Source organism: Streptomyces sp. L7, assembly GCF_050990935.1.
Taxonomy (GTDB): Bacteria; Actinomycetota; Actinomycetes; order Actinomycetales; family Microbacteriaceae; genus Leifsonia.
In genome coordinates, this window is sequence record NZ_CP194644.1 from 342,800 (window position 1) to 366,202 (window position 23,403).

The following is a 23,403-nucleotide window of genomic DNA, read 5'->3' on the forward strand; positions in this document are numbered from 1 at the left end:
CGGCCTCCGCCGGTTCGGGGATGATGAGCGCATGGTGCGCATCCCGGACGACGAGTTCGAGCGGCTCGTGGACGACGTCTTCGACGGCCTGCCGGACGATATGGTGGGGCCGCTGGAGAACGTGGCGATCCTCATCCAGGACCAGCCGCCGGGTGCGCGGCCGCGGCTGTACGGGCTGTACAGCGGTCACCCGCTGACGCGGCGCGGGGCCTACGGGTTCGGCGAGCTGCCGGACCGGATCACGCTGTTCCGCAACAACCTCGAGGCGTCGTGCGAGACGGTCGAGCAGCTCCGTGAGCGGGTGCGCGTGACGCTCGTCCACGAGATCGGGCATTACTTCGGGCTGGACGACGCCCGCCTCCAGGAGCTCGGCTGGGCGTGAGCGTCGAACGATTCGTGCCGAATGTCTGCTCTGGGCGCGCCGAAGCCTACATTCGGCACGAATCGCCGAGGCGTCAGACGGCGCGGAGGACGGCGACGACTTTGCCGAGAATGGTCGAGTAGTCGCCCAGGATCGGCTCGAAGTTGGAGTTGCGGGGCAGCAGCCAGGTGTGGCCGTCACGCTGGCGGAAGACCTTGACGGTGGCCTCCTCGTCCAGCATGGCCGCGACGATGTCGCCGTTCTCCGCGGTGTTCTGGGCGCGGACGACCACCCAGTCGCCGTCGCAGATGGCGGCGTCGATCATCGACTCGCCGACGACCTTGAGCATGAAGAGCTCGCCGGTGCCCACGAGCTGGCGGGGAGGGGGAACACCTCCTCCACCTGCTGCTCGGCGGTGATCGGGACGCCGGCGGCGATGCGGCCGACCAGCGGGACCATCGCGGCGTCGCCGACCGGGGTCTGGCTCTCGAAGTCGGGGGTGGCCGTGGACGGGAGGTCGATGAGGATCTCCAGCGCGCGCGGCCGGTTCGGGTCGCGGCGCAGGTAGCCGCTCAGCTCGAGCTGGTTGAGCTGGTGGGTGACCGACGAGAGGCTGGAGAGGCCGACTGCGTCGCCGATCTCGCGCATGCTCGGCGGGTAGCCGCGCGTGCTCACGGAGCGCTGGATCACGTCGAGGATGGCGAGCTGCTTCTCGCTGAGGCTTTTGCGGCGCCGCGTGCGCGGAGCCTGGTTCTCGTTCGACACGCTCGTCCCTTCGTGACCGTCGCCGTCACCCGGAGGAACCGAATGTCGGTGGTGCCTGGTTGTCTTGCGTCCAGACAATCGAAACTGTATCCACAGTTCGGCTGCCCGACAAACATGTGTTCGAGTGTGTCTCGAAATTCGTGCGGGATTGTGAGCCGGGCCGCGGATTGCGGTCTCGAACATTCGAAGATATATTCGGAACAGAGCTTCGACCGAAGCCTTTGGAGGTCACGATCATGAGCGCAGTGGTTATGCACAACGTCGGGATGAACAGCGTTGCGACCGACAGCGTTGCGACCGGAAGCGCCGCGGCGCGCGTTCGGCTGCGGCTCACGCGTCGCGGGCGCGTCGTGCTGACCATGCTCGTGGCTCTGCCGATCGTGATCGGCGCGATGGTGTTCGCGCTCAACGGTGGGGGTGCTGCGGCGACCGGGGAGCAGGCGCACGTGACCTTCCACTATGTGACGGTGCAGTCGGGAGACTCGCTGTGGTCGGTGGCGTCGCGGATCGCGCCCAACGCGGACCCGCGGGATGTGATCGCCGACCTGGTGAACCTGAACGGGCTGTCGTCGGCGGTCGTCACCCCGGGGCAGCAGCTGGCGATCCCGACGCAGTACGACAAGTAGGGGTCGGGTCGCGGCCACCTCCTCGCCGCCACCACGCAGCCGCCGCTTGAGAAGGAAATTCGGTGTGACGTCCCGAGGCACTTCCTGCAGAAGGGGTGTCAGTAGGAGATTCGGGCCGATTCTCCTTCCTGCGCGGGCGCACAGCGCGGCGTCACACGGCGGAAGGCCTCAGCCGTGCTGACTACCATTGAGGGGTGACTTCTCTCTCCGATCTTCCGATTCGTGACGACCTGCGCGGTCGCACCCCGTACGGGGCCCCGCAGAAGGTCGTGCCCGTCGCTTTGAACGTGAACGAGAACACGCATCCGGTTCCGGAGGACGTCGCCGCCGACATCGTCGCGCGCGTCGCCGTCGCCGTGACCGGGGTGAACCGCTACCCGGACCGGGAGTTCACGGAGCTGCGGGAGGCGTTCGCCCGCTATCTCGGCCACGGGCTCGGCGCAGCGCAGATCTGGGCCGCAAACGGGTCCAACGAAGTGCTGCAGCACATCCTGCAGGCTTTCGGCGGGCCGGGGCGCAGCCTTCTCGGGTTCGCCCCGACGTACTCCATGTACCCGCTGCTGGCCTCCGGCACCGGCACCAACTGGATCGCGCCAGGGCGCGACGCCGACTTCGAGCTGTCGCCGGAGACCGCGGCGGCCGCCGTGCGGGAGCACGATCCGGACATCGTCATCCTCTGCTCGCCCAACAACCCGACCGGGACGCCGCTCTCGCTCGAGACGGTCGAGGCCGTCTACGCGGCGGCGCGCGGCATCGTGATCGTGGACGAGGCGTACGCGGAGTTCATGCCGGAGGGTGAGCCGTCGGCGCTCACGCTGCTCCCCGGACGCGAGCGACTGCTGATCTCGCGGACCATGAGCAAGGCGTTCGCGTTCGCGGGCGCGCGCGTCGGCTACCTGGCCGCCGATCCCGCCGTGATCGACGCGCTGCGGCTGGTGCGGCTGCCGTACCACCTGTCCGCGCTGACGCAGGCCGCCGCCCTCGGCGCGCTCGCGCACTCGGACGAGATGCTCGCGATGGTGGGCGAGATCCGGACGCAGCGCGACCGTCTCGTGGTGGAACTGGCCGAGCTCGGCTATCTCCCGCACCGCAGCGGCAGCAACTTCGTGCTCTTCGGCGGCGTGGACGACCCGCACGCGGTGTTCGAGGCGCTCCTGGAGCGTGGTGTCCTCATCCGCGACGTCGGCATCCCGAACCACCTCCGCGTCACCGCGGGCACCGAGACCGAGACGACCGCATTCCTGGAGGCGCTGCGCGCGCTCGGCCGTCCGTCCGGAGCAGTGGGGGCCGCCGCGCAGTCGGTAAGCTCGCAGTCATGACGAATCGGACCGCCCAGCTTCAGCGCGCGACCAGCGAGTCGAGCATCGAGCTCAGCCTCGACCTCGACGGCACCGGGACGTCCGACATCCACACGTCCGTGCCGTTCTACGACCACCTGCTGACCGCGTTCGCCAAGCACTCGCTCACCGACCTGACGGTTCGGGCGAGCGGCGACACCGACATCGACGTCCACCACACGGTGGAGGACGTCGCGATCGTCCTCGGCCAGGCCATCAAGAAGGCGCTCGGCGACAAGGGCGGCATCTCCCGGTACGGCGACGCCCTGGTCCCGCTGGACGAGGCGCTCGTGCAGGCCGTGGTCGACATCTCCGGACGTCCGTACCTGGTGCACGGCGGCGAGCCGGCCGGGTTCGAGTTCCACCTGATCGGCGGGCACTTCACCGGATCGATGGTGCGGCACGTCTTCGAGGCGATCGCGTTCAACGCCGGGCTGACCGTGCACGTCACGGTGGTCGGCGGCCGCGACCCGCACCACATCGCGGAGGCCGAGTTCAAGGCGTTCGCGCGCGCGTTCCGCCAGGCCAAGGCCCTCGACCCGCTCGTGTCCGGCATCCCGTCGACCAAGGGCGCGCTGTGAGCGCACCCGACGTCGTCGTCTTCGACTACGGGACGGGGAACGTCCACTCCGCGGTGAAGGCGCTGGAGGCCGCCGGCGCGAACGTCGAGCTCACCGGCAACCGTCGGCGCGCGCAGGAGGCCGACGGTCTTCTCGTCCCTGGTGTCGGCGCGTTCGCCGCGGTCATCGAGGCGCTGCGCCGGTCGCACGGCGACGAGGTGATCGACCGGCGGCTCGCGGGCGGACGCCCGGTGCTCGGCATCTGCGTCGGCATGCAGGTGCTGTTCGAGCGCGGGGTCGAGCACGGCCTCGAGAGCGAAGGGCTCGGCGAGTGGCCGGGTACGGTCGACCTCCTCCACGCCGACGTCGTCCCGCACATGGGCTGGAACACGGTCGAGGCACCGGAGGACTCCGTGCTGTTCGAGGGCATCCGCGACGAGCGCTTCTACTTCGTCCACTCGTACGCCGCGCAGAAGTGGACGCTGGAGGCCACCGGGCCGTTCCCGAAGCCGAGGGTGACCTGGGCCGAGCACGGCTCGCGCTTCGTGGCCGCGGTGGAGAACGGGCCGCTGAGCGCTACCCAGTTCCACCCGGAGAAGTCCGGCGAGGCCGGCCTGAAGCTCCTGCGCAACTGGATCGGCTCGCTCTAGCGACGATCCCCGCCCGCTCCGCGGACCCCACACGACCCCGACAGAGGAAACACACCGACATGAGCGAATTCTCGAACACGCCCAAGCTGGTCCTGCTGCCCGCCGTCGACGTCGCCGACGGCAAGGCCGTGCGACTGACGCAGGGCGAGGCCGGCAGCGAGACCAGTTACGGCGACCCGGTCGACGCCGCCGCCGAATGGGTGGAGGCCGGCGCCGAATGGATCCATCTGGTCGACCTGGACGCCGCCTTCGGCCGGGGCGACAACCGCGACCTCCTCAAGAAGGTCATCGACCAGACCACGGGGGTCGACATCGAACTCTCCGGCGGCATCCGCGACGACGCGTCGCTGGAGCACGCGCTGGCGATCGGCGCGACGCGCGTCAACCTCGGCACGGCGGCGCTGGAGAACCCGGAGTGGGCGGCGAGGGCGATCGGCCGTTTCGGCGAGGCGATCGCGGTCGGTCTGGACGTGCGCGGCACGACGCTCGCGGCCCGCGGCTGGACGCGCGAGGGCGGCGACCTGTGGGAGGTGCTGGAACGCCTCGAGGAGGCCGGCTGCGCGCGTTACGTCGTGACCGACGTGACCAAGGACGGCACGCTCACGGGCCCGAACCTCGACCTGCTTCGCCAGGTGATGGAGCGCACGGAGCGACCCGTGGTCGCCTCCGGCGGCATCTCCAGCCTCGACGACATCGCCGCGCTGCGCGAGTTGGTGCCGCTGGGCCTGGAGGGCGCGATCGTCGGCAAGGCGCTCTACTCCGGAGCGTTCACCCTGCCCGAGGCGCTGGATGTCGCCGGCGACTGAGCCTGGGGACCGGTCGGACGGCGATCGGCAGGAGGCCGCACCCGGCGGTGCTTCGAGCGGCCCCACCGCGACCGGCGCCGACCGGCTGGCCGGGTTCGCGGCGACGCTCGCCGGATTCACTGCCTCCGTCGGCGACTCCGCGGGGCAGCCGTGGGAGGGCCGCGAGTTCGACGACAACCCGTTCGGCGACGACGACGGGTCGGCGCCTCCCGAGCTGCTCGGCGCCCTCGCCGCGTTCCGCGCGGGCGAGGTCGGCGCCGAAGCCGTGGTGGACGCCGTGCGCGCGGTGCGCCTCCTCATCCCGCTCGTCGCCGAGCTGGGGGAGGAGGGCGCCGGCGACACAGGGCTCGTGGTCGACAAGACGCAGGAGCTGTCCATCGTCACCGTCGCTGCGCCGGACGGACGGCGCGTCCTCCCGGTGTTCTCGTCGGTGACGGCGATGCAGGCCTGGAATCCGCTGGCTCGACCGGTGCCGGCTGCGGGCCCGCGTGCCGCGCTCGCCGCGGCGTCGGAGGAGACCGAGCTGCTCGTGCTCGACCCCACCTCCGAGACCGAGTTCGTGCTGCGGCGGCCGGCGGTGTGGGCTCTCGCGCAGGGGCAGCCCTGGCTGCCGAGCCACCGCGACCCGGTGGTGGTGACGGCGTTCCGGGCGTCGATCGTGTCCGAACTCGGCGTGCTCGACCTGGACCTGGCCGCGGGCGACCCGGAGTACCGCTTCGCAGGCGATGAACTGGTGGTGCGGCTCACGCTCGCCGCCGGCCTGACCGCAGAGGAGCTGAACGCCATCCTGTCCCGCCTCGCGCAGCGCTGGGCCGCCGACGACGCGATCGCCACCCGCGTCGACTCCCTCCGCGTCCAACTCACCGCCGCCCCGTGACACACGAGTACGCGGATGATCCGCGTACTCGGCGGTTTCTGACCGATTATGCGCGTACTCGGGGGCTGCGGGCGGTTCCGCCTACGCTGGAGGGATCATGACCGTCTTCGCCGCCCTCGTCCTGTTCGCCAACGCCGTCTTCAACGTGATCGCCTGGCCGCGCTTCTTCGCCCGGGTCCGGTCCGACCAGCGCGCCAGGGACGCTGCGGGGCGCCCCACGGCCTTTTTCCGCGTGCACGCGGCGCTGCTCGGCGTCGCCCTCCTGCTCGCCGTGCTGTCGGCCGTCGCCGGGGTGGTCCTCCTCGTCGCGTGAGGTCCGAGGCGCGCACGAGCGCGGGAGCCCGGTTGCCCGTGGCGTGAGCCGGATGGGAGCATGAGGGCATGGCCATCACGATCACCGGCGACGCCGAAGCCGACGCCCTTCTCGACCAGTCTCCGTTCGCCCTGCTCGTCGGGATGATGCTCGACCAGCAGATCGCGATGGAGACCGCCTTCACCGGTCCGGCCAAGCTGCGCGACCGCCTCGGCTCGCTCGACCCGGCCGGGATCGCCGCCCTCGACCCGGACGAGCTTGTCGCGGTGATGAAGCAGACGCCGTCGGTGCACCGCTTCCCGGGCTCGATGGCCGGTCGGTTGCAGTCGCTGTCCGCCGCGATCGTCGACGAGTGGGGCGGCGACACCGCGGCGATCTGGACCCAGGGCGATCCCAGCGGAGCCGAGGTGCTGCGCCGGCTCAAGGCGCTCCCCGGCTTCGGCGAGCAGAAGGCGAAGATCTTCCTGGCGCTGCTCGGCAAGCAGAAGGGACTCCAGGCGCAGGGCTGGCGGGAGGCCGCCGGCGACTACGGCGCGGAGGGCTACCGGTCGGTCGCCGACATCGTCGACCCGGAGTCGCTCACCAAGGTCCGCGAGCACAAGCGCGCGATGAAGGCCGCTGCGAAGGGCTGATGGCCCGGACCCGGTGAGATGTCGGCGGCCGCCGATAGCGTAGCGGTGTGTTCCTCCTCGACGGTGTGATCGTCACCAGCGCCAGCGATCTGACCGAAGCGTCCAAGTGCGAGTTCGCCTTCCTGCGCACGCTCGACGTCAAGCTCGGCCGGCTGGAGAAGACCGACGAGGTCGAGGATCCGATGTACGTGCGCTCGTCGCGGTTGGGCGACGAGCAGGAGCACCACATCCTGGAGCGCTACCGCGAGCGGTTCGGCGACGGCGTCGCGGAGATCGAGCGGCCCGAGTCGCTGAGCGCCGAGAGCCTCGCGGAGGCCGTGCGCCGCACCGCCGACGCATTCGCGCGGGGGAGCGAGGTGGTCTTCCAGGCCACCTTCTTCGACGGGTCGTTCGTCGGCTTCGCGGACTTCATCGTGCGGCTGCCCGACGGCCGCTACCGCGTCCAGGACTCCAAGCTCGCCCGCAGCGCGCGGGTGACCGCCCTTCTGCAGCTCGCCGCCTACGCCGAGCAGCTCCGGCGCACCGGCGTCGACGTCGACGGCACGGTCGAGTTGCTGCTGGGCGACGGCTCCGTCAGCGAGCACCGGCTGTCCGACATCGAGCCGGTCTACCGCAAGCGGCGCGCGCGGCTGCTCGACATCATCGCCGCGCACGTCGCGGATCCCGGCCCGGTGCAGTGGGGCGATCCGCGCTTCACGGTGTGCGGCCGGTGCGACACCTGTGACGCGGAGATCACCGCCGCACGCGACGTCCTGCTGGTCGCCGGGATGCGCGTGACCCAGCGCGAGCGTCTCGCCGCGGCGGGCATCACGACCATCGACGCGCTCGCGGGCTCGACCGGGCCGGTCGAGGGCATCTCCGAGGGAACGCTCTCGGGGCTGCGCGAGCAGGCGAGGCTTCAGCTCGAGGCCGTGGAGGGCGCGCCGCCGCCCGTGCGCGTGTTCAACGCCCCGGTGCTCGCCGTCCTCCCGGAGCCCGACCCGGGGGACATCTTCTTCGACTTCGAGGGCGACCCGCTCTACACCGAGGGCGCGGGGGAGCGCTGGAACCTCGACTACCTGTTCGGGATGGTCGACCAGGACGCCCGGTTCACCGCATTCTGGGCGCACGACTTCGCGGAGGAACGCGCGGCGCTGGAACGCTTCCTGGAGTTCGTCCGGGAGCGCCGGGCCGTGTATCCCGGCATGCACATCTACCACTACGCGGCCTACGAGCAGACCCACCTGCTGTCGATCTCCGCACGGCACGGCGTCGGCGAGGAGGAGGTCGACGGCCTGCTGCGCGACAACGTGATGGTCGATCTGTATCCGCTCGTGCGCAAGTCCGTGCGCGTCGGGTCGCGGTCGTACTCCATCAAGAAACTGGAGCCGCTCTACATGGGCACGGAACTGCGCCAGAGCGAGGTCACGAACGGCGCGGACTCCATCACCGAGTACGCGAACGCGCGCGACCTGATCGCGCTCGGCCGCTTCGCTGAGGCTCAGCCTTTGCTCGACGCGCTCGGCGACTACAACCGCTACGACTGCGTCTCGACGCTCCGACTCCGCGACTGGCTGCTCGCCCGCGCGGCCGAGGCAGGCGTGCCGATCGGCGCCGCGCCGATGGAGGAGCCCGAGCCCGCACCGGAGGAGTCGCCGCTGCGCGCGGGCCTGCTCGGGTTCGCCGGCGACCCGCTCGACCCGCACCGCACGCCCGACCGGGAGGCGATGGCGCTCGCCGCGGCCGCGATCGACTTCCACCGCCGCGAGCAGAAGAGCTTCTGGCAGAGTCACTTCTCCCGGCTCATCCAGCCGGTCGAGGAGTGGGCCGACACCCGCGACGTGCTGGTCGTGGAGACCGTGCGCGTCGTGCGCGACTGGTATCTGGACGAGGGCCAGCGGGTGGAGCGGCGCGAGCTGCTGCTCACGGGCCAATGGGGCGCGGGCAGTGCGGTGCGGGTGAGCGAGAGCTCCGGGCCGTTCCTCCTCTACGAATACCCCGGCCCGTTCCGGCTGCTGCGGGCGCAGCCGGGCGCGCGCACGGTGCGCAGCGCCGCCGTCATCGACGTCACCGACGACGGATCGGTGCTGGTGCGCGAGACGCTCCCGGAGGACGTGGCGGCGTATCCCCACCTCCCGATGGCGCTCACCCCGGCGCCGCCGCCGAACACGCGTCCGCTCGCCGAGGCGGTGCGCGAGTGGGGCACTGACCTGCTCGCGGCGCGGCACAACGACCGCTGGCCCGTGAACGCGACCATCGACCTGCTCCGGCGCACGCCGCCGCGCACGCGGTCGGGGGCGCTGGCACCCGAGGGGCCGGAGGACGGCAGTGGGCGCATCGCGGCCGTCACCGCGAGCCTGCTCGACCTGGACGCGTCGTACCTCGCGGTGCAGGGGCCTCCCGGCACCGGGAAGTCGTACCTCGGCGCCCACGTCATCGCGCGGCTCGTGGCAGAGTACGGCTGGCGCGTCGGGGTCGTCGCCCAGTCGCACGCGGTGGTCGAGAACCTGCTCGACCGCGTCGTGGACACCGGTCTCGACGCCGCCCTCGTCGGCAAGGTGCCGAGCGGCGCGGCCGAGGCGCCCCGATTCACGCCGCTGCGCCGGAACGGCCACCTGGAGTTCGCGGCCGAGCGCGAGGGCCGCGGGTACGTGCTGGGCGGCACAGCGTGGGACTTCGCCAACGTCGCACGTATCCCGCGCGGGAGTCTCGACCTGCTGGTGATCGACGAGGCCGGCCAGTTCTCGCTCGCCTCGACCATCGCGGTCGGCGTCGCGGCGCGCAACCTGCTGCTGCTCGGCGACCCGCAGCAGCTTCCCCAGGTCAGCCAGGGCAGCCATCCCGAACCCGTCGACGGCTCCGCCCTCGGCTGGGTGAGCGACGGCCACGACGTGCTCCCCGCGGAGTTCGGCTATTTCCTCGCCGAGAGCCGGCGTATGCACCCTGCGCTGGCGGAGGCGGTGTCCCGGCTGGCTTACGAGGGGAAACTGCACGCCCATCCGAGCGCCCGCGGCCGAGAGCTCGGCGGCGTCGAGCCCGGCCTCCACCCGGTGCCGGTAGAGCACGTGGGCAACGCCACGGCGTCGCCGCAGGAGGCCGAGGCGGTCGTCCGTATCGTGGACGCGCTGATCGGCCGCTCCTGGAGCGACCCCGCCGCAGGCGTCGAGGACGCGCCGCTGGGTCAGGGCGATGTCATCGTGGTGACCCCGTACAACGCGCAACTCGCCGAAGTGCGCGAGCTCCTCGACGCAGCAGGCTTCCCGCAGGTCCGGGTGGGAACGGTGGACAAGTTCCAGGGCCAGGAGGCCGCCGTCGCGATCGTCAGCCTGGCCGCGTCCTCGGCCGCCGACGTGCCCCGAGGGATGTCGTTCCTGCTGATGAAGAACCGGCTGAATGTCGCGATCTCGCGCGCGAAGTGGGCGGCGTACCTGGTGCACTCGCCCGAGCTGACCGAGTTCCTGCCCACGACTCCGGCCGGGGTGGGCGAGCTCAGCGCGTTCATCCGGCTGGTGGAGCCGAACGTGTCGGATCGCCCCGCCGTGGCTGCGCGTGAAGCCGCTGGTGAGGCGCGGGCCTGAGAGCTACGGTGGAGGCGTGTCCCCGGAGGAACTGCAGGAGCTCGTCATCCTGCGTCGCGCGCGCGACAAGATCGATCGCGAGTACGCCGAGCCGCTCGACGTCCCCACGATGGCCGCGTCCGCCTTCATGTCGCCGTCGCACTTCTCCCGCCGGTTCCGCGCCGTCTACGGCGAGACGCCCTACAGCTACCTGATGACCCGGCGGATCGAGCGCGCGATGGCGTTGCTGCGCGAGGGGATGACTGTGACCGAAGCATGCATGGCCGTAGGCTGTACGTCGCTCGGCTCGTTCAGCTCGAAGTTCGCCGAGGTGGTGGGGGAGTCGCCGACGAGCTACCGGGCGCGCGAGCACCGCGCCGTGCTCGCCATGCCCAACTGCATCGCGAAGCAGCGGACGCGGCCGGTTCGCTCCAAGCCCGTTCGGGGCTGAGGCGCAACAGGTGAGCAGGAATGGAGAAGCGCTCCGTCCGCTGCGTTCCTAGAGTGGCCGTATGACCATTTCGCTTCAGTACTCGCACATCACCGTCACGAACCCCGAGGAGTCCCTCGCCTTCTATCGTGACGCGCTGGGGCTGGACGTCCTCAACGACGTCGAGTCGGGCGGCCACCACTGGATCACCCTCGGCGTCGCGGGTCAGCCGGGCACCGAGATCGTCCTCTCCGACCCGTACGCCGGCCGCTCGCAGTCCGACGGCGACGCCATCCAGGAGCTCGTCGCCAAGGGCGTGCTGACGAACGTCGTCTTCCGCACCGAGGACGACCTCGACGGCGTGTTCGAGCGTGTGCGCGCCAGCGGCGCCGAGGTGCTCCAGGAGCCGAAGGACCAGCCGTGGGGGCCGCGCGACTGCGCCTTCCGCGACCCGTCGGGCAACATGGTGCGCATCCTGCAGTCGGCGGCGCAGCCCGCGTGACCGGCCGCTTTGCGGTGTGCGCCGGAGGTCCCCCAATGGCCTCCGGCGCACACGTACCCCCGATTCTCGCGAAGGCCTGCGCAACCGGCCAGAGCGTTCGCACCTAAAATCGGAAATCTGACGACACGGACTGGCGTCGTCATATTTCGGAACGCGTTTTGCCCTCCCGACCCCCTCTTGGAAGGCTCGATGTGCCGCCAACCGTCCGCCGGCACATCCCACACCCTTCACGAGAGGCACAGCCATGTCCGACGCCACCCCGCCCGGAACCGTCCCCGCGCTCCCCGAGAAGCCCAAGCGCTCGAAGACCCCGTGGATCGTCGGCATCGCCGTCGTCGCGGTCCTCGCGATCGTCGGGGGCGTTGTCGCTGCCGTCAACGCGAGCGACAGCGGAACGGCAGACGCCGCGGGCGCGGCCGTCGCGGTGAAGATCGGCACGACGGAGCAGTCCGCACCGTATTGGCCGATCCTCAAGAAGGAGGCGGCGAAGGAGGGCATCGACATCCAGGTCGTCGGCTTCCGGGACTACACCCAGGCCAACCCGGCGCTCGCGAACGGCCAGCTCGACCTGAACCTGTTCCAGCACCTGCAGTTCCTGGCGAACTACAACGTGGAGTCGGGTCACGACCTGGTGCCGATCGCGTCGACCTACGTCGTCCCGCTGTCGCTCTACTCGAAGAAGTTCTCGTCGCTGGAGAAGCTCCCGGCCGGCGCGAAGATCGCCATCCCGAACGACCCCACCAACCAGGCCCGCGCCCTGCTGGTGCTGCAGAAGGCCGGCCTTCTGAAGTTGAAGAACGGCGGCACCACGCTCTCCACGCCGGCCGACATCGACGCGGCGGCGTCGAAGGTGACGGTGCTCCCGGTCGACGCCGCGCAGACCGCGCCCGCGCTCGATTCCGCAGACGCCGCGGTGATCAACAACACCTTCGTCGGCCCCGCCGGCATCGACCCGAAGTCCGCGCTGTTCCAGGACGACCCGAAGAGCTCCGCAGCCGAGCCGTACATCAACGCCTTCGTGGCCCGCGCGAAGGACAAGGACAACGCGACCTACCTGAAGATCGCCGACCTCTACCACTCGAAGGCGGTGCAGGACGCGGTGCTCGCCGACTCGAAGAACACCGCGGTGATCGTCCAGAAGCCGCAAGCCGACCTCATCGCGATCCTGCGCTCGCTGGAGAAGTCGATCGCGGCGGCGAAGTAGGCGTGAGCGCGCTCATCGAGTTCCGCGGCGTCACCAAGAGCTTCCGCTCCGGGGACGCGGCGGTCTCCGCCGTCACAGACATCGACCTGACCATCGAGCGCGGCGAGATCTTCGGCATCATCGGCTACTCCGGTGCGGGCAAGAGCACGCTGCTGCGGCTCATCAACGCGCTGGAGCACGCGACCTCCGGTTCGGTGATCGTCGACGGCCGCGACCTGACCACGCTGCGCGAGCGCGACCTGCGCAGCGTGCGGGCGGGGATCGGGATGATCTTCCAGCAGTTCAACCTGTTCCGCTCGCGCACAGTTTTCGCGAACATCGCGTATCCGCTGAAGGTCGCAGGCTGGCCACCGGACGAGCGCAAGCAGCGCGTCGCAGAACTGCTCGCCTTCGTCGGACTGACCGAGAAGGCGTGGGCGTACCCCGACCAGCTCTCCGGAGGCCAGAAACAGCGCGTCGGCATCGCCCGTGCGCTGGCGACGAACCCGGCCATCCTGCTCGCCGACGAGGCGACGAGCGCGCTCGATCCCGAGACGACCGCCGACGTGCTGGCGCTGCTCAAGCGGGTCAACGCGGAGCTCGGCGTCACCATCGTCGTCATCACGCACGAGATGGAGGTCGTCCGGTCGATCGCCGACCGGGTCGCCGTGCTCGACTCCGGCCGGATCATCGAGCTCGGGACCGTCTTCGACGTGTTCTCGGACCCGCAGACCGCGACCTCGCAGCGTTTCGTCGGCACTGTGCTCCGCAACCAGCCGGGGAGGCCGACATCGAGCGGCTGCGCGGCAAGCACGACGGCCGGATCGTGTCGGCCCGCATCCACGACGACGGCCGCCTCGGCGCGGTGCTCTCCGACGCCGTCGGCCGGCACGGGGTCCGGTTCGAGATCGTCTACGGCGGCATCTCGGCCCTTCAGGGCCGGTCGTTCGGGAGCCTCACCCTCGAACTGCTCGGCGAACCGGAGGCGGTGGACGCGCTGATCGCGGAACTCCGCACGGTGACCGAGGTCGAGGAGGTGGCGGCATGACCGACTGGTCGACGCTCTGGCCGGTGTACCTGACCTCCATCGGCCAGACCCTGTGGATGGTCGTCGCGACACTCGTGCTCGGCGGTGTGCTCGGGCTCGCGCTCGGCGTGCTGCTGTACACGACGCGGCCCGGCGGCCTGCTGGAGAACCGCGTGCTGTCGGCGGTGCTGAACGTGCTGGTCAACTTCGTCCGCCCGATCCCGTTCATCATCTTCATGACCGCGGTGGCGCCGCTGACGCAGGCGGTGCTGGGGACGTTCCTCGGGACGCCCGCGGCGATCTTCCCGATGACGCTCGCGGCGACGTTCGCGATCTCCCGCATCGTGGAGCAGAACCTGGTCACGATCGACCCCGGTGTGATCGAGGCGGCGCGCGCGATGGGGTCGAGCCCCTGGCGGATCATCTCCACGCTGCTCATCCCGGAGGCGCTCGGCCCGCTGATCCTCGGTTACACGTTCGTGTTCGTCGCGATCGTGGACCTGTCGGCGGTCGCGGGCAGCCTCGGCGGCGGCGGCCTCGGGGACTTCGCCATCTCGTACGGCTACCAGCGTTACAACTGGGTCGTGACCTGGGTCGCGGTGCTGACGATCGTGGTGCTGGTGCAGGCGGCGCAGTTCCTGGGGAACACGCTGGCGCGGAAGGCGCTCCGGCGGTGAGGCGCTGCTAGGCCTTCGCGGTGTAGCGGCCGACCGGGCGCAGGCGGAGCGGGCGCTCGCGGTACTCGGCGAGGGCGTGCACGATCCAGCCGGCGGTGCGTGCGGTGGCGAAGATCACCTCGCCGGCGTCGTCGGACATCCCGCCCGCCAGGGAGAGCGCGGCGAGGGCGAGGTCCACGTTCGGCGCGGCGCCGGTGCGGTCGCGCAGCACGGCGGCCAGCGCGTCGACGGCCGCCACGACGGGTTCAGCGCCGGGGATGTCGGCGAGCATGCCGAGGAGGATTCGCCCGCGCGGGTCGCCCGCCGGATAGAGCGGCTGGCCGAAGCCGGGGACCGGCCCGCGGCCGCCCACCACGGCGTCGGCGACGACCCGGGCGGGCTCCTCGCCGGCGGCGATCCGGGCGAGCATCCGGTGGGCGGCGCGGCTGGCGTTGCCGTGCAGGGGGAGTCGAGCGCGCCGAGGCCGGCGACGACCACGGCGTAGGGGGTCGCGCGCGCGGAGGCGGCGGCGCGGGCCGCGAGCGTGGAGACGGCGAGGTCGTGGTCGAGGAGGAGGACCAGCGCGGCATCGAGGGTGCGCACGGCTTCGGGGGAGGCGGGGTGCGGGGAGAGCCGGGACCAGAGCTCGGCGGCGAGTCCAGCGCCCGACGCTCGCGACTTCTCCGGCAGCACCGCCACCATCCCTGCGATCAGTCGCTCCGCCGCACCGGCCACGGCCTCCGGGTCCAGTGAGGTGCGCAGCGGGTCGGCCGCCGCCAGAGCCGTCACCGCGACCAGCTGCCGGTCGCGGTCGCCCGCGCCCGCCGGCAGCGCCGCCGCGACCCGGCGGGCTGACTCCAGCCCGGGGCCGGGCACGAACCGTACCGAGGCATCCCAGCGCCGGGTGAGCGCCCAGTGCGCGACGACCTCGAACGGCTGCCCGGCCAGCTCGGCGGCCGGGCGCCCGCGGTAGTACAGCTCGCCCTCGTCGATGAGCGCGAAGTCCGTCTCGATCACCATCAGCGGCCGGCCCTCCGAGCGCGCCGGCGCGGGGAGGTGCGGCGGCGCCGGGCGGAGGCGAAGGCCTCCACCTCCAGCGCGTCGAAGCTCGACCCGGCCGCGGTGCGTTCGCGGGCGAGCAGCCCGCGTGCGACGTACGCGTACAGCGTCTCGAGCTTGACGCCGAGGCGCTCGGCGGTCTGTTCGGCGGTGAGCCGCGGGAGGTCGCTCATATTGATCCGATCAACGTTGACGTACGTACCGTCCACGTTCACACTACTGGCATGGACCGCATGAACGACACCCTCATCGACGTCCCGCGCGGACTGACCAATGTCGTCGCCGCCAGCACCGCGCTCGGCGACGTCCGCGGGCACGAGGGCTTCTACCACTACCGCCAGTACTCGGCTGTCGACCTGGCGCGCGAGCGCACCTTCGAGGACGCCTGGTACCTGCTGCTGTTCGGCGAGCTGCCGTCCGTGCAGGAGCTGGCGGCCTTCCGGGCGCGGATCGCCGAGGCGCGCCGGATCCCGGAGCCGGTCGCCGAACTGCTGCCGGCGATCGCACGGCTGACGACGCACGGCGACGCGCTGGCCGGACTCCGGATGGCGCTCGCCGCGGTCGCCGCCGCCGACCGGATGCAGCCCGTCTACGACGAGGACGCGGAGACCCGGCTGCGCGACGCGATCCGCGTGGCGGCGGTCACGCCGGTGCTGCTGGCCTCGCTGCACGCGTACGCCGAGGGGCGCATGCCGTCCGAGCCGCGCGACGACCTCGGCCACGTCGCGGACTACCTGCGGCTGATCACCGGCCGCACTCCCGACGCCGCGCACGAGCACGCGCTCAGCGCGTACCTGACGGCCGCGATCGACCACGGCTTCAACGCCTCCACCTTCACCGCCCGGGTGATCGCGTCCACGGGCGCGGATGTCGCGGCGGCGGTGGACGGCGCGCTCGGCGCACTGTCCGGCCCGCTGCACGGCGGCGCGCCCAGCCGCGCGCTCGACACGCTCGATGCGATCGGGACCCCCGACCGCATCGACGCGTGGATCACCGAGACGGTGCGCTCGGGCGGGAGGGTGATGGGCTTCGGCCACGCCGTCTACCGCACCGAGGACCCGCGGTCGGTGCTGCTGAGGGAGGTCGCTCAGGGCTTCGGCGGCGAGCGGGTGGACTTCGCGGTGCGGGTCGAGGAGCGGGTCCAGCAGCTCCTCGAGGAGCTGAAGCCCGGGCGCGGGCTGCACACGAACGTCGAGTTCTACGCCGGCGTCGTGATGGAGCTGTGCGGCATCCCGCGCGAGCTGTTCACGCCGACGTTCGCAGCGGCGCGCGTCGTCGGCTGGACCGCGCACATCCTGGAGCAGGCGACGGACGGCAAGATCCTGCGGCCATCGTCGCGCTACGTCGGTCCCCCAGCGCCCGAGCCGTTGCCCGGGAGACCGATCGCCGCCTGACCGACAGGGGTGCGGGGGCGTATCGTGCTGCTCGGGCGGCCTCCTCAGCGGCCGCACGAGCGACGGAGGACGCGATGCGCGGAGCGGTGCGGCACGTGGAGTGGGTCGGCGACGAGGATCCGGAGCGGCTGGAGGCGGCGGTCGTCACCTTCGCGCCCGACCGGCTGGACGCGCTCGGCACCTCCCGCACGACGGACTACGTCACGAGCTGGGCGCTGGAGACCGGCCCGGGCTGGGTGACCTCCCGGCTGTCGGTCGCGGTCGACGGCCGCGGTTTCACCCGGTGGCTCGTCCTCACCCGCGACGCCCACGGCCGCTGGGCCGCCGAATCGTACACGCACGGCGACGACCGCTACCACGACGAGCCGATGGCGGCCCCGGGGATCGCCGATCCGGAGAGCCTGGAGGGCGCGCTCGACTGCGACCTGGCGCTCTGCCCGGTCACGAACACGATGCCGATCCTCCGGCTCGGCGCGCTGGAGGGGTTGGAGGAGACCGAGCTGACGATGGCGTGGGTCGACCTCCCGTCGCTGGCGGTGGTGGCGAGCCGGCAGGCGTACAGTGCGGCCGAGCCGTTCGACGCGGGTGCGGGCCGTTCGGTCGTGCGCTTCCGGAGCGTCGGCAGCGGGTTCATGGCGGACCTCGGCGTGGACGAGGACGGCCTGGTCATCGACTACCCGCGGCTCGCGCGCCGCATCCGCACCCGCTGACGGCGTCAGGAAGTCAGGAAGTCAGGGCGTCAGGGCGTCAGGGCGTCAGGGCGTCAGGGCGTCAGGCGGTCAGGGGGTGGGGGCGAGGGCGTCGTAGTCTCGGAAGCTCGTGCGGATGCGCACGATGGTCGCGACCAGCACCACGATCAGGAGGCCGCCCAGCAGCGGCGGGAACCAGAGCGCGCCGGAGAGCGCGAGCACGCCGATGTAGAGGTCGCCGAGCCGGGGGCCGCCGGTCACCACCACGGTGAACACACCCTGCAGCCTCCCGCGCATGACGTCGGGCGCCGACGCCTGCAGGATGGTCATCCGGAAGATCGAGCTGACGTTGTCGGCCGCGCCCGAGGCCGCCAGCAGCACGGTGGCCGCGATCAGCGCGGGGAGGTTCGCGTCGGCGATCGACGCGCTCCCGCCGGCCGTCCCGCTGAATGCGACGACCGCGAGCACGATGCCGAAGCCGAGGATGGAGGCGCCGTAGACGACGATCGCCCGCTCCACCGCGCGGCCCTGCCACCGGACGCCGCCGAGCCGCCCGGAGAAGACGCTGGACACCAACGTCCCGACCGCGCCGGCGGCGGTCAGGATGCCGACCGTCACGGGTCCGCCGCCGATGAGCAGCGCGCCCACCGCCGGGAACAGCGCCCGCGGCTGGCCGAACGTCATCGCGATCAGGTCGAGCACGAAGGTCATCGACAGGTTCGGCGCCGACTTCAGGAAGCGCAGCCCCTGGAGCACCGAGGACAGCCCGGCGCGCTGCCGCTCGCCCTCCGGCACGATCGACGGCAACGTGAAAATCCCGAGGAACGCCGCGGTGAACAGGATCACGTCGACCGTGTACGTCCACGGGATGCCGACGCTCGCGACCAGGAGTCCGGCGAGCGCGGGGCCGACGGTGACCATCACGCCCATGCTCATCCCGCCGAGCGCGCTCGCCGCGGGCAGCAGCCGTGCGGGGAGGAGTCGGGGCGTGATCGCCTGCCGGGTGGCGCCGATCATGACCGTGGCGACCGCGTTGACCGTCGTGAGGAGGTAGAGCGGCCACACCACCTGGACGTGCGACCAGGCGAACACAGCGATCCCCGCAGTGGAGGCCCACGCGACGATGGCGGTCACGAGGGCGACCTTCCTCCGGTCGAACGCGTCGGCGAGAACGCCGCCGTACAGCCCGAAGACGATCATCGGCACGAGCGCGAACAGCGCGACGAGCGAGACGGCCAGAGTCGAGTGCGTGAGGTCGTAGATGTTGAGGCCGACGGCGACGATCGTCATCTGGCCGCCGATGCCGGAGACGGCGCCGCCGAGCCAGAGCCGGGCGAACGCCGGCGACTCCCTCAGCGGGCTGAGGTCGACGAAGTGCCGGGCGTGCGCGAGCCGAGGCTCGCTCGTATCGTCGGGCTCCTTGGTGCCCGGAGCCTGGCCGCCGCTCAGAAGCGCGGCTTCTTGCTGAGCGTCACCGCGGCGAGCGAGAAGACGACGCCGAACAGCATGAGCGTGACCGTGACGGCCTGCAGGACGACCTGGAAGAACGGGACGAACGGTGTGACCGAGACCCAGAGCCAGAGGATCGCGCCGATCAGCGTGATGACGTAGCTGAAAGTGCGGCGCGCGTAGAGCGCGTTGAGCGACACGACCGTGCCGGCGACCGTCATCTGGAACAGCGGCAGGAACGCGTGCGCGTTGCCGGTCCAGGTCGCGACCAGGCTGATGACGCCCAGCACGAGGGTGACCAGCACGACGAGGGTCGCGAGCAGGTTGCCGAGCAGCGGCGGCACCGTGGCGCTCAGGCTGCGGACGAGCCCACCGTGCTCGTCGTCGATCTCGTTCTCGGTACGGGGCTCAGCGATGATGTGCGTGGTCACGACGACGATCCTACCGCCCGCCCGGGCGGGGCCGCGCACGCTTCCGGCCCGGCACCGGGCGGGTACGTTGGAAGCCATGTCTGCCGACCACCGCCGGAGGCCCCGGCTCAGCCTGCCCGGCCGCGTCGTCCGCACGGACGCGGCGGCGGCCCGCCGCATCGACCGTCGCACGACCGGGCCGGGCGCCGACCGGTTCTGGCGCCTGCTCAGCGGCGCGGCCGACCACGGCAAGCTCTGGTTCGCCGCCGCCGCTGTGCTCGTCGCACTCGGCAAGCCGCGGGCGGCGGCCCGCGGGCTCGTCTCGCTCGGCATCGCCAGTCTGGTCGCCAACGTCGTGGGCAAGCAGCTCGTCGGCGGCGATCGGCCCGCGCCGGCCTCCATCCGTCTGGCGCGGCGGCTGGACCGCTCGCCGACCTCCCCGTCGTTCCCGTCCGGTCACGCCGCGAGCGCCGCGGCGTTCGCGACCGGGGTCGCGCTCGACTCCCCGGCTGCCGGCGCCGCTCTGGCCCCGCTCGCCGCCGGCGTCGGCTACTCGCGGCTGCACACCGGGGCGCACTGGCTCTCGGACGTCGCGGGCGGCGCCGCCATCGGCGCGGGCGCGGCCCTGCTCGTGAAGGCGCTGGGTCCGGCGGTCCGTCGGCTCCGGCCGGCCGCGTATCGCCGCGCCCCCACTGCATCGGCAGTCCGGCTCCCGGTGCTCGTGCGCGGCGCCGGCGCGTTCATCGTCGTCAACCCCGGCTCGGGCGCGGGGCTCGGCCGGCCGGACCCGCGGCCCCTGCTCGCGGAGCGATTCCCCGAAGCCCGCGTCCACGAGCTCCAGGAGGGGGACGACATCGCCGCGCTCGTCCAGCAGCAGTTGGGCTCGGCGGAGCCGCCCGCGGTGCTCGGCGTCTCCGGCGGCGACGGGACGGTGGCGGCGATGGCCCACGAAGCGCGCCTGGCCGGCCTCCCGCTGCTCGTCCTCCCTGGCGGCACGTTCAACCACTTCGCGAAAGCGATCGGAGCAGACACGCTGGAGGTCGCGCTCGCCGCGTTCGAGGCGGGCACGGGACGGCACGTGGACGTCGCCGAGCTGCGGCTCCCGGCGGGCAGCGACGGCGACGCCGTGACGCGGACGGTGCTCAACACGTCCTCCGTCGGCGTCTATCCGGCCTTCGTCGCCGAGCGGGAGCGGCACGAGGGTCGCTGGGGAAAGCCGCTCGCGGCCGTGATCGCGGCCATCCGGGTGGTGCGGAAGAGCACGCCGATCGACCTGGAGGTCGATGGCCGCCCCCGGTCGGTCTGGTCGGTGTTCATCGGGGTCGACCGCTACTACCCGGTCACCGTCGCCCCGATCGAACGACGTCGGCTGGACGACGGCCTGCTGGACATCCGCATCCTCGACGCCGGGCGGACTCCGAAGACCCGTGGCGCGGTCGCGCTCGCGTTCGGCGGGCGCACCGACACGCTGGTGGCGCGGCTGCCCTTCCTGCAGGGGCCTCCGGTGATCGACGGCTTCACCGCGGAGCGGATCTCCCTCCGCACGCGCGGTGAGGACCCGGGCTACGCCCACGACGGGGAGGCCTCCACCACGACGCCCGGCGACGGCCTGGACCTGCGCATCCTGCCTGCGGGACTGGCCGTGTACGCGCCGGTCAGCTCTCCTTGACGACCTGGTCGACGCGCTTGTCGGGTCGCAGGCCGCGCCACGACGGCTGACGCAGCCGCTCGGTGCCCGTCCACTCGGCGAACTCCACCTCGCCGACGTACTCCGGCCGCACCCAGTGCGCGCCGCGCGCGTCGAGCGCGGGCACACCCGCCAGCGGGGGAGTCGTTCGCGGGTGCGCCGCCAGCTTCTTCGCCAGGTCGTCGAGCATCGCGTCGGTGAAGCCGGTGCCCACCTTGCCCACATAACGGAGCCCGTCGCCGTCAGGGATCCCGAGCAGCAGAGCGCCGATGCCGTTCGCGCGACGGCCGTTGCCGGGGGTCCAGCCGCCGATGACGACCTCCTGCGTGAGGTGATGCTTGATCTTGATCCAGGTGCGGGACCGCCGGCCGGTCGCGTAGGTGCCGTCGCGCCGCTTGGCCATGACGCCCTCCAGGCCCAGCTCGCGGGAGGAGGAGATGGCGTGGTCGACGTCACCGGCGAAGGCCGGCGGCACCTGCACCGGGTCGTCCTTGGGCGGGCGCAGGGTGTCCTCCAGAGCGGCGCGGCGCTCGTCGTAGGTCTTCGTTCGGAGGTCCTCGCCGTCGAGCCCAAGGAGATCGAACACGAAGTAGTGGGCGGGCGCGCGCTCGGCCGCCGCGCGCACCTCCGCGGGACGGGTGAGGCCCATCCGGGTCTGCAGGAGGCCGAAGTCGGGCCGGCCCTTCGGGGTCAGCGTGACGATCTCGCCGTCGAGCACCAGGTCGTGGTCGCCCGCGAGGCCGACCAGGCCTGCCACATCGGGGTAGGTGCCGGTGATGTCGTTGCCGTTGCGCGTGGTCAGGCGCAGGGCGCCGTCGCGCACCACGGCGACAGCGCGGATGCCGTCCCATTTCATCTCGAACGCCCACTCCGACTCGTCGTGGATGTCGCCCCTGGAGCCCAGCGTGGCCAACATCGGCGACACGGCTTCCCCAGCAATCCGTTCCTCACTTTCTCCCGCTCGAACACGGCGTTTTGCGGGAGGAAGTGAGGAAGCGATGGCTGGGGAAGTGCTTGGGTTCATCAGGTGGATGAGCCAGTTCTTCTCGTCGCCGCCCTGTTTCGTCGCGATGAGGGCGAACTTCCGCGGCTCGCCGCCGAGGCCGCCATCGGGCTGCCCGTGCAGGGTCGCGATGACCTCGTCGTCGCGCCACTTCTCCAGTTCGTACTCGCCGTGGTCCCAGATGTCGACGTGGCCGGCGCCGTACTCGCCGTGCGGGATGTCGCCGGCGAATGTGCCGTACTCCAGCGGGTGATCCTCCACGTGCACGGCGAGGTGGTTCTGCTTCGGGTCGGTCGGCGGCCCCTTCGGCAGCGCCCAGCTCACGAGCACGCCGTCGTGCTGCAGCCGGAAGTCCCAGTGCAGCCGCCGGGCGTGGTGCTCCTGGATGACGAACGAGCGCCCGTCCGCGGCGTCCGGGCTGACCGACGGCACCGGCTCGGGCGTCTTGTCGGCGTCGCGCTTCGAGCGGTAGGTCGTCAGCCGGTCGGTCTCGGCCGTGGCCGGTTCCCCGGTTGCCGCGCGCCCCGCCGACAGGTCCGCCAACGGGTCGCCACGGCGCTTCACCCGCTCCAGGACCTCCGTGTACTCCAGGTGCCTCAGGTCCTTCGAGGCCAGCTCGCGCCAGGTCCGGGGCGCGGCGACGGTCGGCCGGAAGCGCCCGCGCAGCGAGTACGGCGCGATCGTCGTCTTCGCCCCGTTGTTCTGACTCCAGTCGACCAGCACCTTGCCTGTGCGCAGCGCCTTCTTCATGTCGCTGACGACGAGGTCGGGATGGTCGGCCTCCAGTGCCCGCGCCAGCTCGTGCGCCACCGCGGACACCTGATCGCTGGTCTGCGAGCCGTCCAGCGGCGCATAGAGGTGGATGCCCTTGGACCCGCTCGTCACCGGGAGCGGGTCGAGCCCCATGTCGGCGAGGATGGCGCGGGCCAGCCGGGCGACCTCCGCGCAGTCCTGCAGCGTCGCGCCCTCGCCCGGGTCGAGGTCGAGCACCAGGCGGTCCGGGTTGTGCCGCGTGTCGCCGCGGCCCACGCGCCACTGCGGCACGTGCAGCTCCAGCGACGCGATCTGCGCCAGCCAGACCAGCGTCGCGCGGTCGTTCACGAGGGGGTAGGTGTTCTCGCTGGTCTTGTGCCGGATGGTGCGCGTCTTCACCCAGCCCGGGGTGGAGGCCGGGTCCAGGTTCTTCTGGAAGAACACCTCGCCGGGCTTCTCCGGCGTGCCGACGCCGTGGACCCAGCGCTTGCGGGTGGCGATGCGGTCGCGGGTGTGCGGGATCATCACGTCGGCGATGGCGCTGTAGTAGCCGATGACGTCGGCCTTGGTGGTGCCGGTGTCCGGGTACATGACCTTGTCGAGGTTCGTCAGTTTCAGCCGATGCCCGTCGATCGAGACCGTCTCGGTGTCCTCCGCCGCCATGCGAACACCGTACGCCGCCCGTGCCCTCCCTGGCA

22 protein-coding genes and 3 pseudogenes are annotated in these 23,403 nt (G+C 71.7%); 19 read left to right on the plus strand and 6 right to left on the minus strand.

What is annotated here, in order from left to right:
* Positions 1-31 precede the first annotated feature (31 nt).
* Complete coding sequence (locus ACR5MH_RS01715; RefSeq protein ID WP_431350166.1) at positions 32-382, plus strand: metallopeptidase family protein; 351 nt, start codon at positions 32-34, stop codon at positions 380-382.
* Between the two features lie 73 nt (positions 383-455).
* Here the strand turns inward: ACR5MH_RS01715 and lexA are convergent.
* Positions 456-1,222, minus strand: a pseudogene (gene lexA, locus ACR5MH_RS01720) (transcriptional repressor LexA).
* Between the two features lie 140 nt (positions 1,223-1,362).
* Here lexA and ACR5MH_RS01725 point away from each other — a divergent pair.
* From ACR5MH_RS01725 to ACR5MH_RS01795, 15 genes and pseudogenes are all read left to right on the plus strand, one after another.
* A complete protein-coding gene (locus tag ACR5MH_RS01725) occupies positions 1,363-1,752 on the plus strand; it encodes a LysM peptidoglycan-binding domain-containing protein (protein ID WP_431350167.1) in 390 nt (129 codons plus the stop codon).
* A 194-nt stretch (positions 1,753-1,946) separates the two neighbouring features.
* On the plus strand, positions 1,947-3,071 hold the full coding sequence (locus tag ACR5MH_RS01730) for a histidinol-phosphate transaminase (protein ID WP_431350168.1): 1,125 nt from the start codon (positions 1,947-1,949) through the stop codon (positions 3,069-3,071).
* Complete coding sequence (gene hisB, locus ACR5MH_RS01735) at positions 3,068-3,670, plus strand: imidazoleglycerol-phosphate dehydratase HisB (protein ID WP_431350169.1); 603 nt, start codon at positions 3,068-3,070, stop codon at positions 3,668-3,670. Before ACR5MH_RS01730 ends, hisB begins: the two co-directional genes overlap by 4 nt.
* Complete coding sequence (gene hisH, locus ACR5MH_RS01740) at positions 3,667-4,299, plus strand: imidazole glycerol phosphate synthase subunit HisH (RefSeq protein ID WP_431350170.1); 633 nt, start codon at positions 3,667-3,669, stop codon at positions 4,297-4,299. The genes hisB and hisH overlap by 4 nt, the downstream gene beginning before the upstream one ends.
* A gap of 59 nt (positions 4,300-4,358) precedes the next feature.
* On the plus strand, positions 4,359-5,105 hold the full coding sequence (priA, locus tag ACR5MH_RS01745) for a bifunctional 1-(5-phosphoribosyl)-5-((5-phosphoribosylamino)methylideneamino)imidazole-4-carboxamide isomerase/phosphoribosylanthranilate isomerase PriA (RefSeq protein ID WP_431350171.1): 747 nt from the start codon (positions 4,359-4,361) through the stop codon (positions 5,103-5,105).
* Positions 5,089-5,982, plus strand: a complete 894-nt coding sequence (locus ACR5MH_RS01750; RefSeq protein ID WP_431350172.1) for an SseB family protein — start codon at positions 5,089-5,091, stop codon at positions 5,980-5,982. Before priA ends, ACR5MH_RS01750 begins: the two co-directional genes overlap by 17 nt.
* A gap of 97 nt (positions 5,983-6,079) precedes the next feature.
* Positions 6,080-6,295 (plus strand): SCO4848 family membrane protein, encoded by a 216-nt coding sequence (locus ACR5MH_RS01755; RefSeq protein WP_431350173.1) that lies wholly within the window; start codon positions 6,080-6,082, stop codon positions 6,293-6,295.
* A 68-nt stretch (positions 6,296-6,363) separates the two neighbouring features.
* Entirely contained in the window at positions 6,364-6,927 is a 564-nt protein-coding gene (locus ACR5MH_RS01760; protein WP_431350174.1) for an HhH-GPD-type base excision DNA repair protein, read from the plus strand.
* 47 nt (positions 6,928-6,974) lie between these two features.
* Complete coding sequence (locus tag ACR5MH_RS01765) at positions 6,975-10,484, plus strand: TM0106 family RecB-like putative nuclease (RefSeq protein ID WP_431350175.1); 3,510 nt, start codon at positions 6,975-6,977, stop codon at positions 10,482-10,484.
* Positions 10,485-10,500: 16 nt separating this feature from the next.
* Positions 10,501-10,914 carry a helix-turn-helix transcriptional regulator gene (locus ACR5MH_RS01770; protein WP_431350176.1) on the plus strand — a complete coding sequence of 138 codons (414 nt, stop codon included), beginning with the start codon at positions 10,501-10,503 and terminating at the stop codon, positions 10,912-10,914.
* A 61-nt stretch (positions 10,915-10,975) separates the two neighbouring features.
* Positions 10,976-11,395: a VOC family protein gene (locus tag ACR5MH_RS01775; RefSeq protein ID WP_431350177.1), complete on the plus strand. Its 420-nt coding sequence runs from the start codon at positions 10,976-10,978 to the stop codon at positions 11,393-11,395.
* 244 nt (positions 11,396-11,639) lie between these two features.
* Positions 11,640-12,599 carry a MetQ/NlpA family ABC transporter substrate-binding protein gene (locus tag ACR5MH_RS01780; RefSeq protein WP_431350178.1) on the plus strand — a complete coding sequence of 320 codons (960 nt, stop codon included), beginning with the start codon at positions 11,640-11,642 and terminating at the stop codon, positions 12,597-12,599.
* Between the two features lie 2 nt (positions 12,600-12,601).
* Positions 12,602-13,057: pseudogene (locus tag ACR5MH_RS01785) on the plus strand (methionine ABC transporter ATP-binding protein); the annotation flags it as partial.
* A 386-nt stretch (positions 13,058-13,443) separates the two neighbouring features.
* A complete protein-coding gene (locus ACR5MH_RS01790; RefSeq protein WP_433862213.1) occupies positions 13,444-13,626 on the plus strand; it encodes an NIL domain-containing protein in 183 nt (60 codons plus the stop codon).
* Complete coding sequence (locus tag ACR5MH_RS01795; protein ID WP_431350180.1) at positions 13,623-14,282, plus strand: methionine ABC transporter permease; 660 nt, start codon at positions 13,623-13,625, stop codon at positions 14,280-14,282. Before ACR5MH_RS01790 ends, ACR5MH_RS01795 begins: the two co-directional genes overlap by 4 nt.
* 7 nt (positions 14,283-14,289) lie before the next feature.
* Here the strand turns inward: ACR5MH_RS01795 and ACR5MH_RS01800 are convergent.
* Together ACR5MH_RS01800 and ACR5MH_RS01805 are read right to left on the minus strand one after the other, a co-directional pair.
* A pseudogene (locus tag ACR5MH_RS01800) lies at positions 14,290-15,281 on the minus strand (citrate/2-methylcitrate synthase).
* The gene (locus ACR5MH_RS01805) at positions 15,281-15,493 is read right to left on the minus strand and encodes a hypothetical protein (RefSeq protein ID WP_431350181.1); all 213 of its coding nucleotides are present in this window, start codon (positions 15,491-15,493) and stop codon (positions 15,281-15,283) included. Before ACR5MH_RS01805 ends, ACR5MH_RS01800 begins: the two are co-directional and overlap by 1 nt.
* Positions 15,494-15,544: 51 nt before the next feature.
* Here ACR5MH_RS01805 and ACR5MH_RS01810 point away from each other — a divergent pair, with 51 nt between their 5' ends.
* Together ACR5MH_RS01810 and ACR5MH_RS01815 are read left to right on the plus strand one after the other, a co-directional pair.
* Positions 15,545-16,714: a citrate/2-methylcitrate synthase gene (locus ACR5MH_RS01810; protein WP_431350182.1), complete on the plus strand. Its 1,170-nt coding sequence runs from the start codon at positions 15,545-15,547 to the stop codon at positions 16,712-16,714.
* A 74-nt stretch (positions 16,715-16,788) separates the two neighbouring features.
* Positions 16,789-17,424 carry a putative glycolipid-binding domain-containing protein gene (locus ACR5MH_RS01815; RefSeq protein WP_433862214.1) on the plus strand — a complete coding sequence of 212 codons (636 nt, stop codon included), beginning with the start codon at positions 16,789-16,791 and terminating at the stop codon, positions 17,422-17,424.
* 69 nt (positions 17,425-17,493) lie between these two features.
* Here ACR5MH_RS01815 and ACR5MH_RS01820 read toward each other — a convergent pair whose 3' ends face one another.
* Together ACR5MH_RS01820 and ACR5MH_RS01825 are read right to left on the minus strand one after the other, a co-directional pair.
* A complete protein-coding gene (locus tag ACR5MH_RS01820; protein WP_433862587.1) occupies positions 17,494-18,852 on the minus strand; it encodes an MFS transporter in 1,359 nt (452 codons plus the stop codon).
* On the minus strand, positions 18,849-19,283 hold the full coding sequence (locus ACR5MH_RS01825; protein WP_431350184.1) for a hypothetical protein: 435 nt from the start codon (positions 19,281-19,283) through the stop codon (positions 18,849-18,851). The genes ACR5MH_RS01820 and ACR5MH_RS01825 overlap by 4 nt, the downstream gene beginning before the upstream one ends.
* 76 nt (positions 19,284-19,359) lie before the next feature.
* Between ACR5MH_RS01825 and ACR5MH_RS01830 the strand changes: the two genes are divergently transcribed.
* Positions 19,360-20,931, plus strand: a complete 1,572-nt coding sequence (locus ACR5MH_RS01830) for a bifunctional phosphatase PAP2/diacylglycerol kinase family protein (protein WP_431350185.1) — start codon at positions 19,360-19,362, stop codon at positions 20,929-20,931.
* Here ACR5MH_RS01830 and ACR5MH_RS01835 read toward each other — a convergent pair.
* Positions 20,918-23,368 (minus strand): ATP-dependent DNA ligase, encoded by a 2,451-nt coding sequence (locus tag ACR5MH_RS01835; protein ID WP_431350186.1) that lies wholly within the window; start codon positions 23,366-23,368, stop codon positions 20,918-20,920. The genes ACR5MH_RS01830 and ACR5MH_RS01835 overlap by 14 nt on opposite strands.
* Positions 23,369-23,403 lie beyond the last annotated feature (35 nt).

Bases quoted from the DNA above. Each gene is read 5' to 3' on its own strand.
- ACR5MH_RS01815 (WP_433862214.1), top strand. From the start codon at position 16,789: ATGCGCGGAGCGGTGCGGCACGTGGAGTGGGTCGGCGACGAGGATCCG.
- ACR5MH_RS01715 (WP_431350166.1), top strand. From the start codon at position 32: ATGGTGCGCATCCCGGACGACGAGTTCGAGCGGCTCGTGGACGACGTC.
- ACR5MH_RS01750 (WP_431350172.1), top strand. From the start codon at position 5,089: ATGTCGCCGGCGACTGAGCCTGGGGACCGGTCGGACGGCGATCGGCAG.
- hisB (WP_431350169.1), top strand. From the start codon at position 3,068: ATGACGAATCGGACCGCCCAGCTTCAGCGCGCGACCAGCGAGTCGAGC.
- ACR5MH_RS01795 (WP_431350180.1), top strand. From the start codon at position 13,623: ATGACCGACTGGTCGACGCTCTGGCCGGTGTACCTGACCTCCATCGGC.
- ACR5MH_RS01780 (WP_431350178.1), top strand. From the start codon at position 11,640: ATGTCCGACGCCACCCCGCCCGGAACCGTCCCCGCGCTCCCCGAGAAG.
- ACR5MH_RS01775 (WP_431350177.1), top strand. From the start codon at position 10,976: ATGACCATTTCGCTTCAGTACTCGCACATCACCGTCACGAACCCCGAG.
- ACR5MH_RS01810 (WP_431350182.1), top strand. From the start codon at position 15,545: ATGGACCGCATGAACGACACCCTCATCGACGTCCCGCGCGGACTGACC.
- ACR5MH_RS01830 (WP_431350185.1), top strand. From the start codon at position 19,360: ATGTCTGCCGACCACCGCCGGAGGCCCCGGCTCAGCCTGCCCGGCCGC.
- ACR5MH_RS01760 (WP_431350174.1), top strand. From the start codon at position 6,364: ATGGCCATCACGATCACCGGCGACGCCGAAGCCGACGCCCTTCTCGAC.
- priA (WP_431350171.1), top strand. From the start codon at position 4,359: ATGAGCGAATTCTCGAACACGCCCAAGCTGGTCCTGCTGCCCGCCGTC.
- ACR5MH_RS01755 (WP_431350173.1), top strand. From the start codon at position 6,080: ATGACCGTCTTCGCCGCCCTCGTCCTGTTCGCCAACGCCGTCTTCAAC.
- ACR5MH_RS01725 (WP_431350167.1), top strand. From the start codon at position 1,363: ATGAGCGCAGTGGTTATGCACAACGTCGGGATGAACAGCGTTGCGACC.
- ACR5MH_RS01805 (WP_431350181.1), bottom strand. From the start codon at position 15,493: ATGAGCGACCTCCCGCGGCTCACCGCCGAACAGACCGCCGAGCGCCTC.
- ACR5MH_RS01835 (WP_431350186.1), bottom strand. From the start codon at position 23,368: ATGGCGGCGGAGGACACCGAGACGGTCTCGATCGACGGGCATCGGCTG.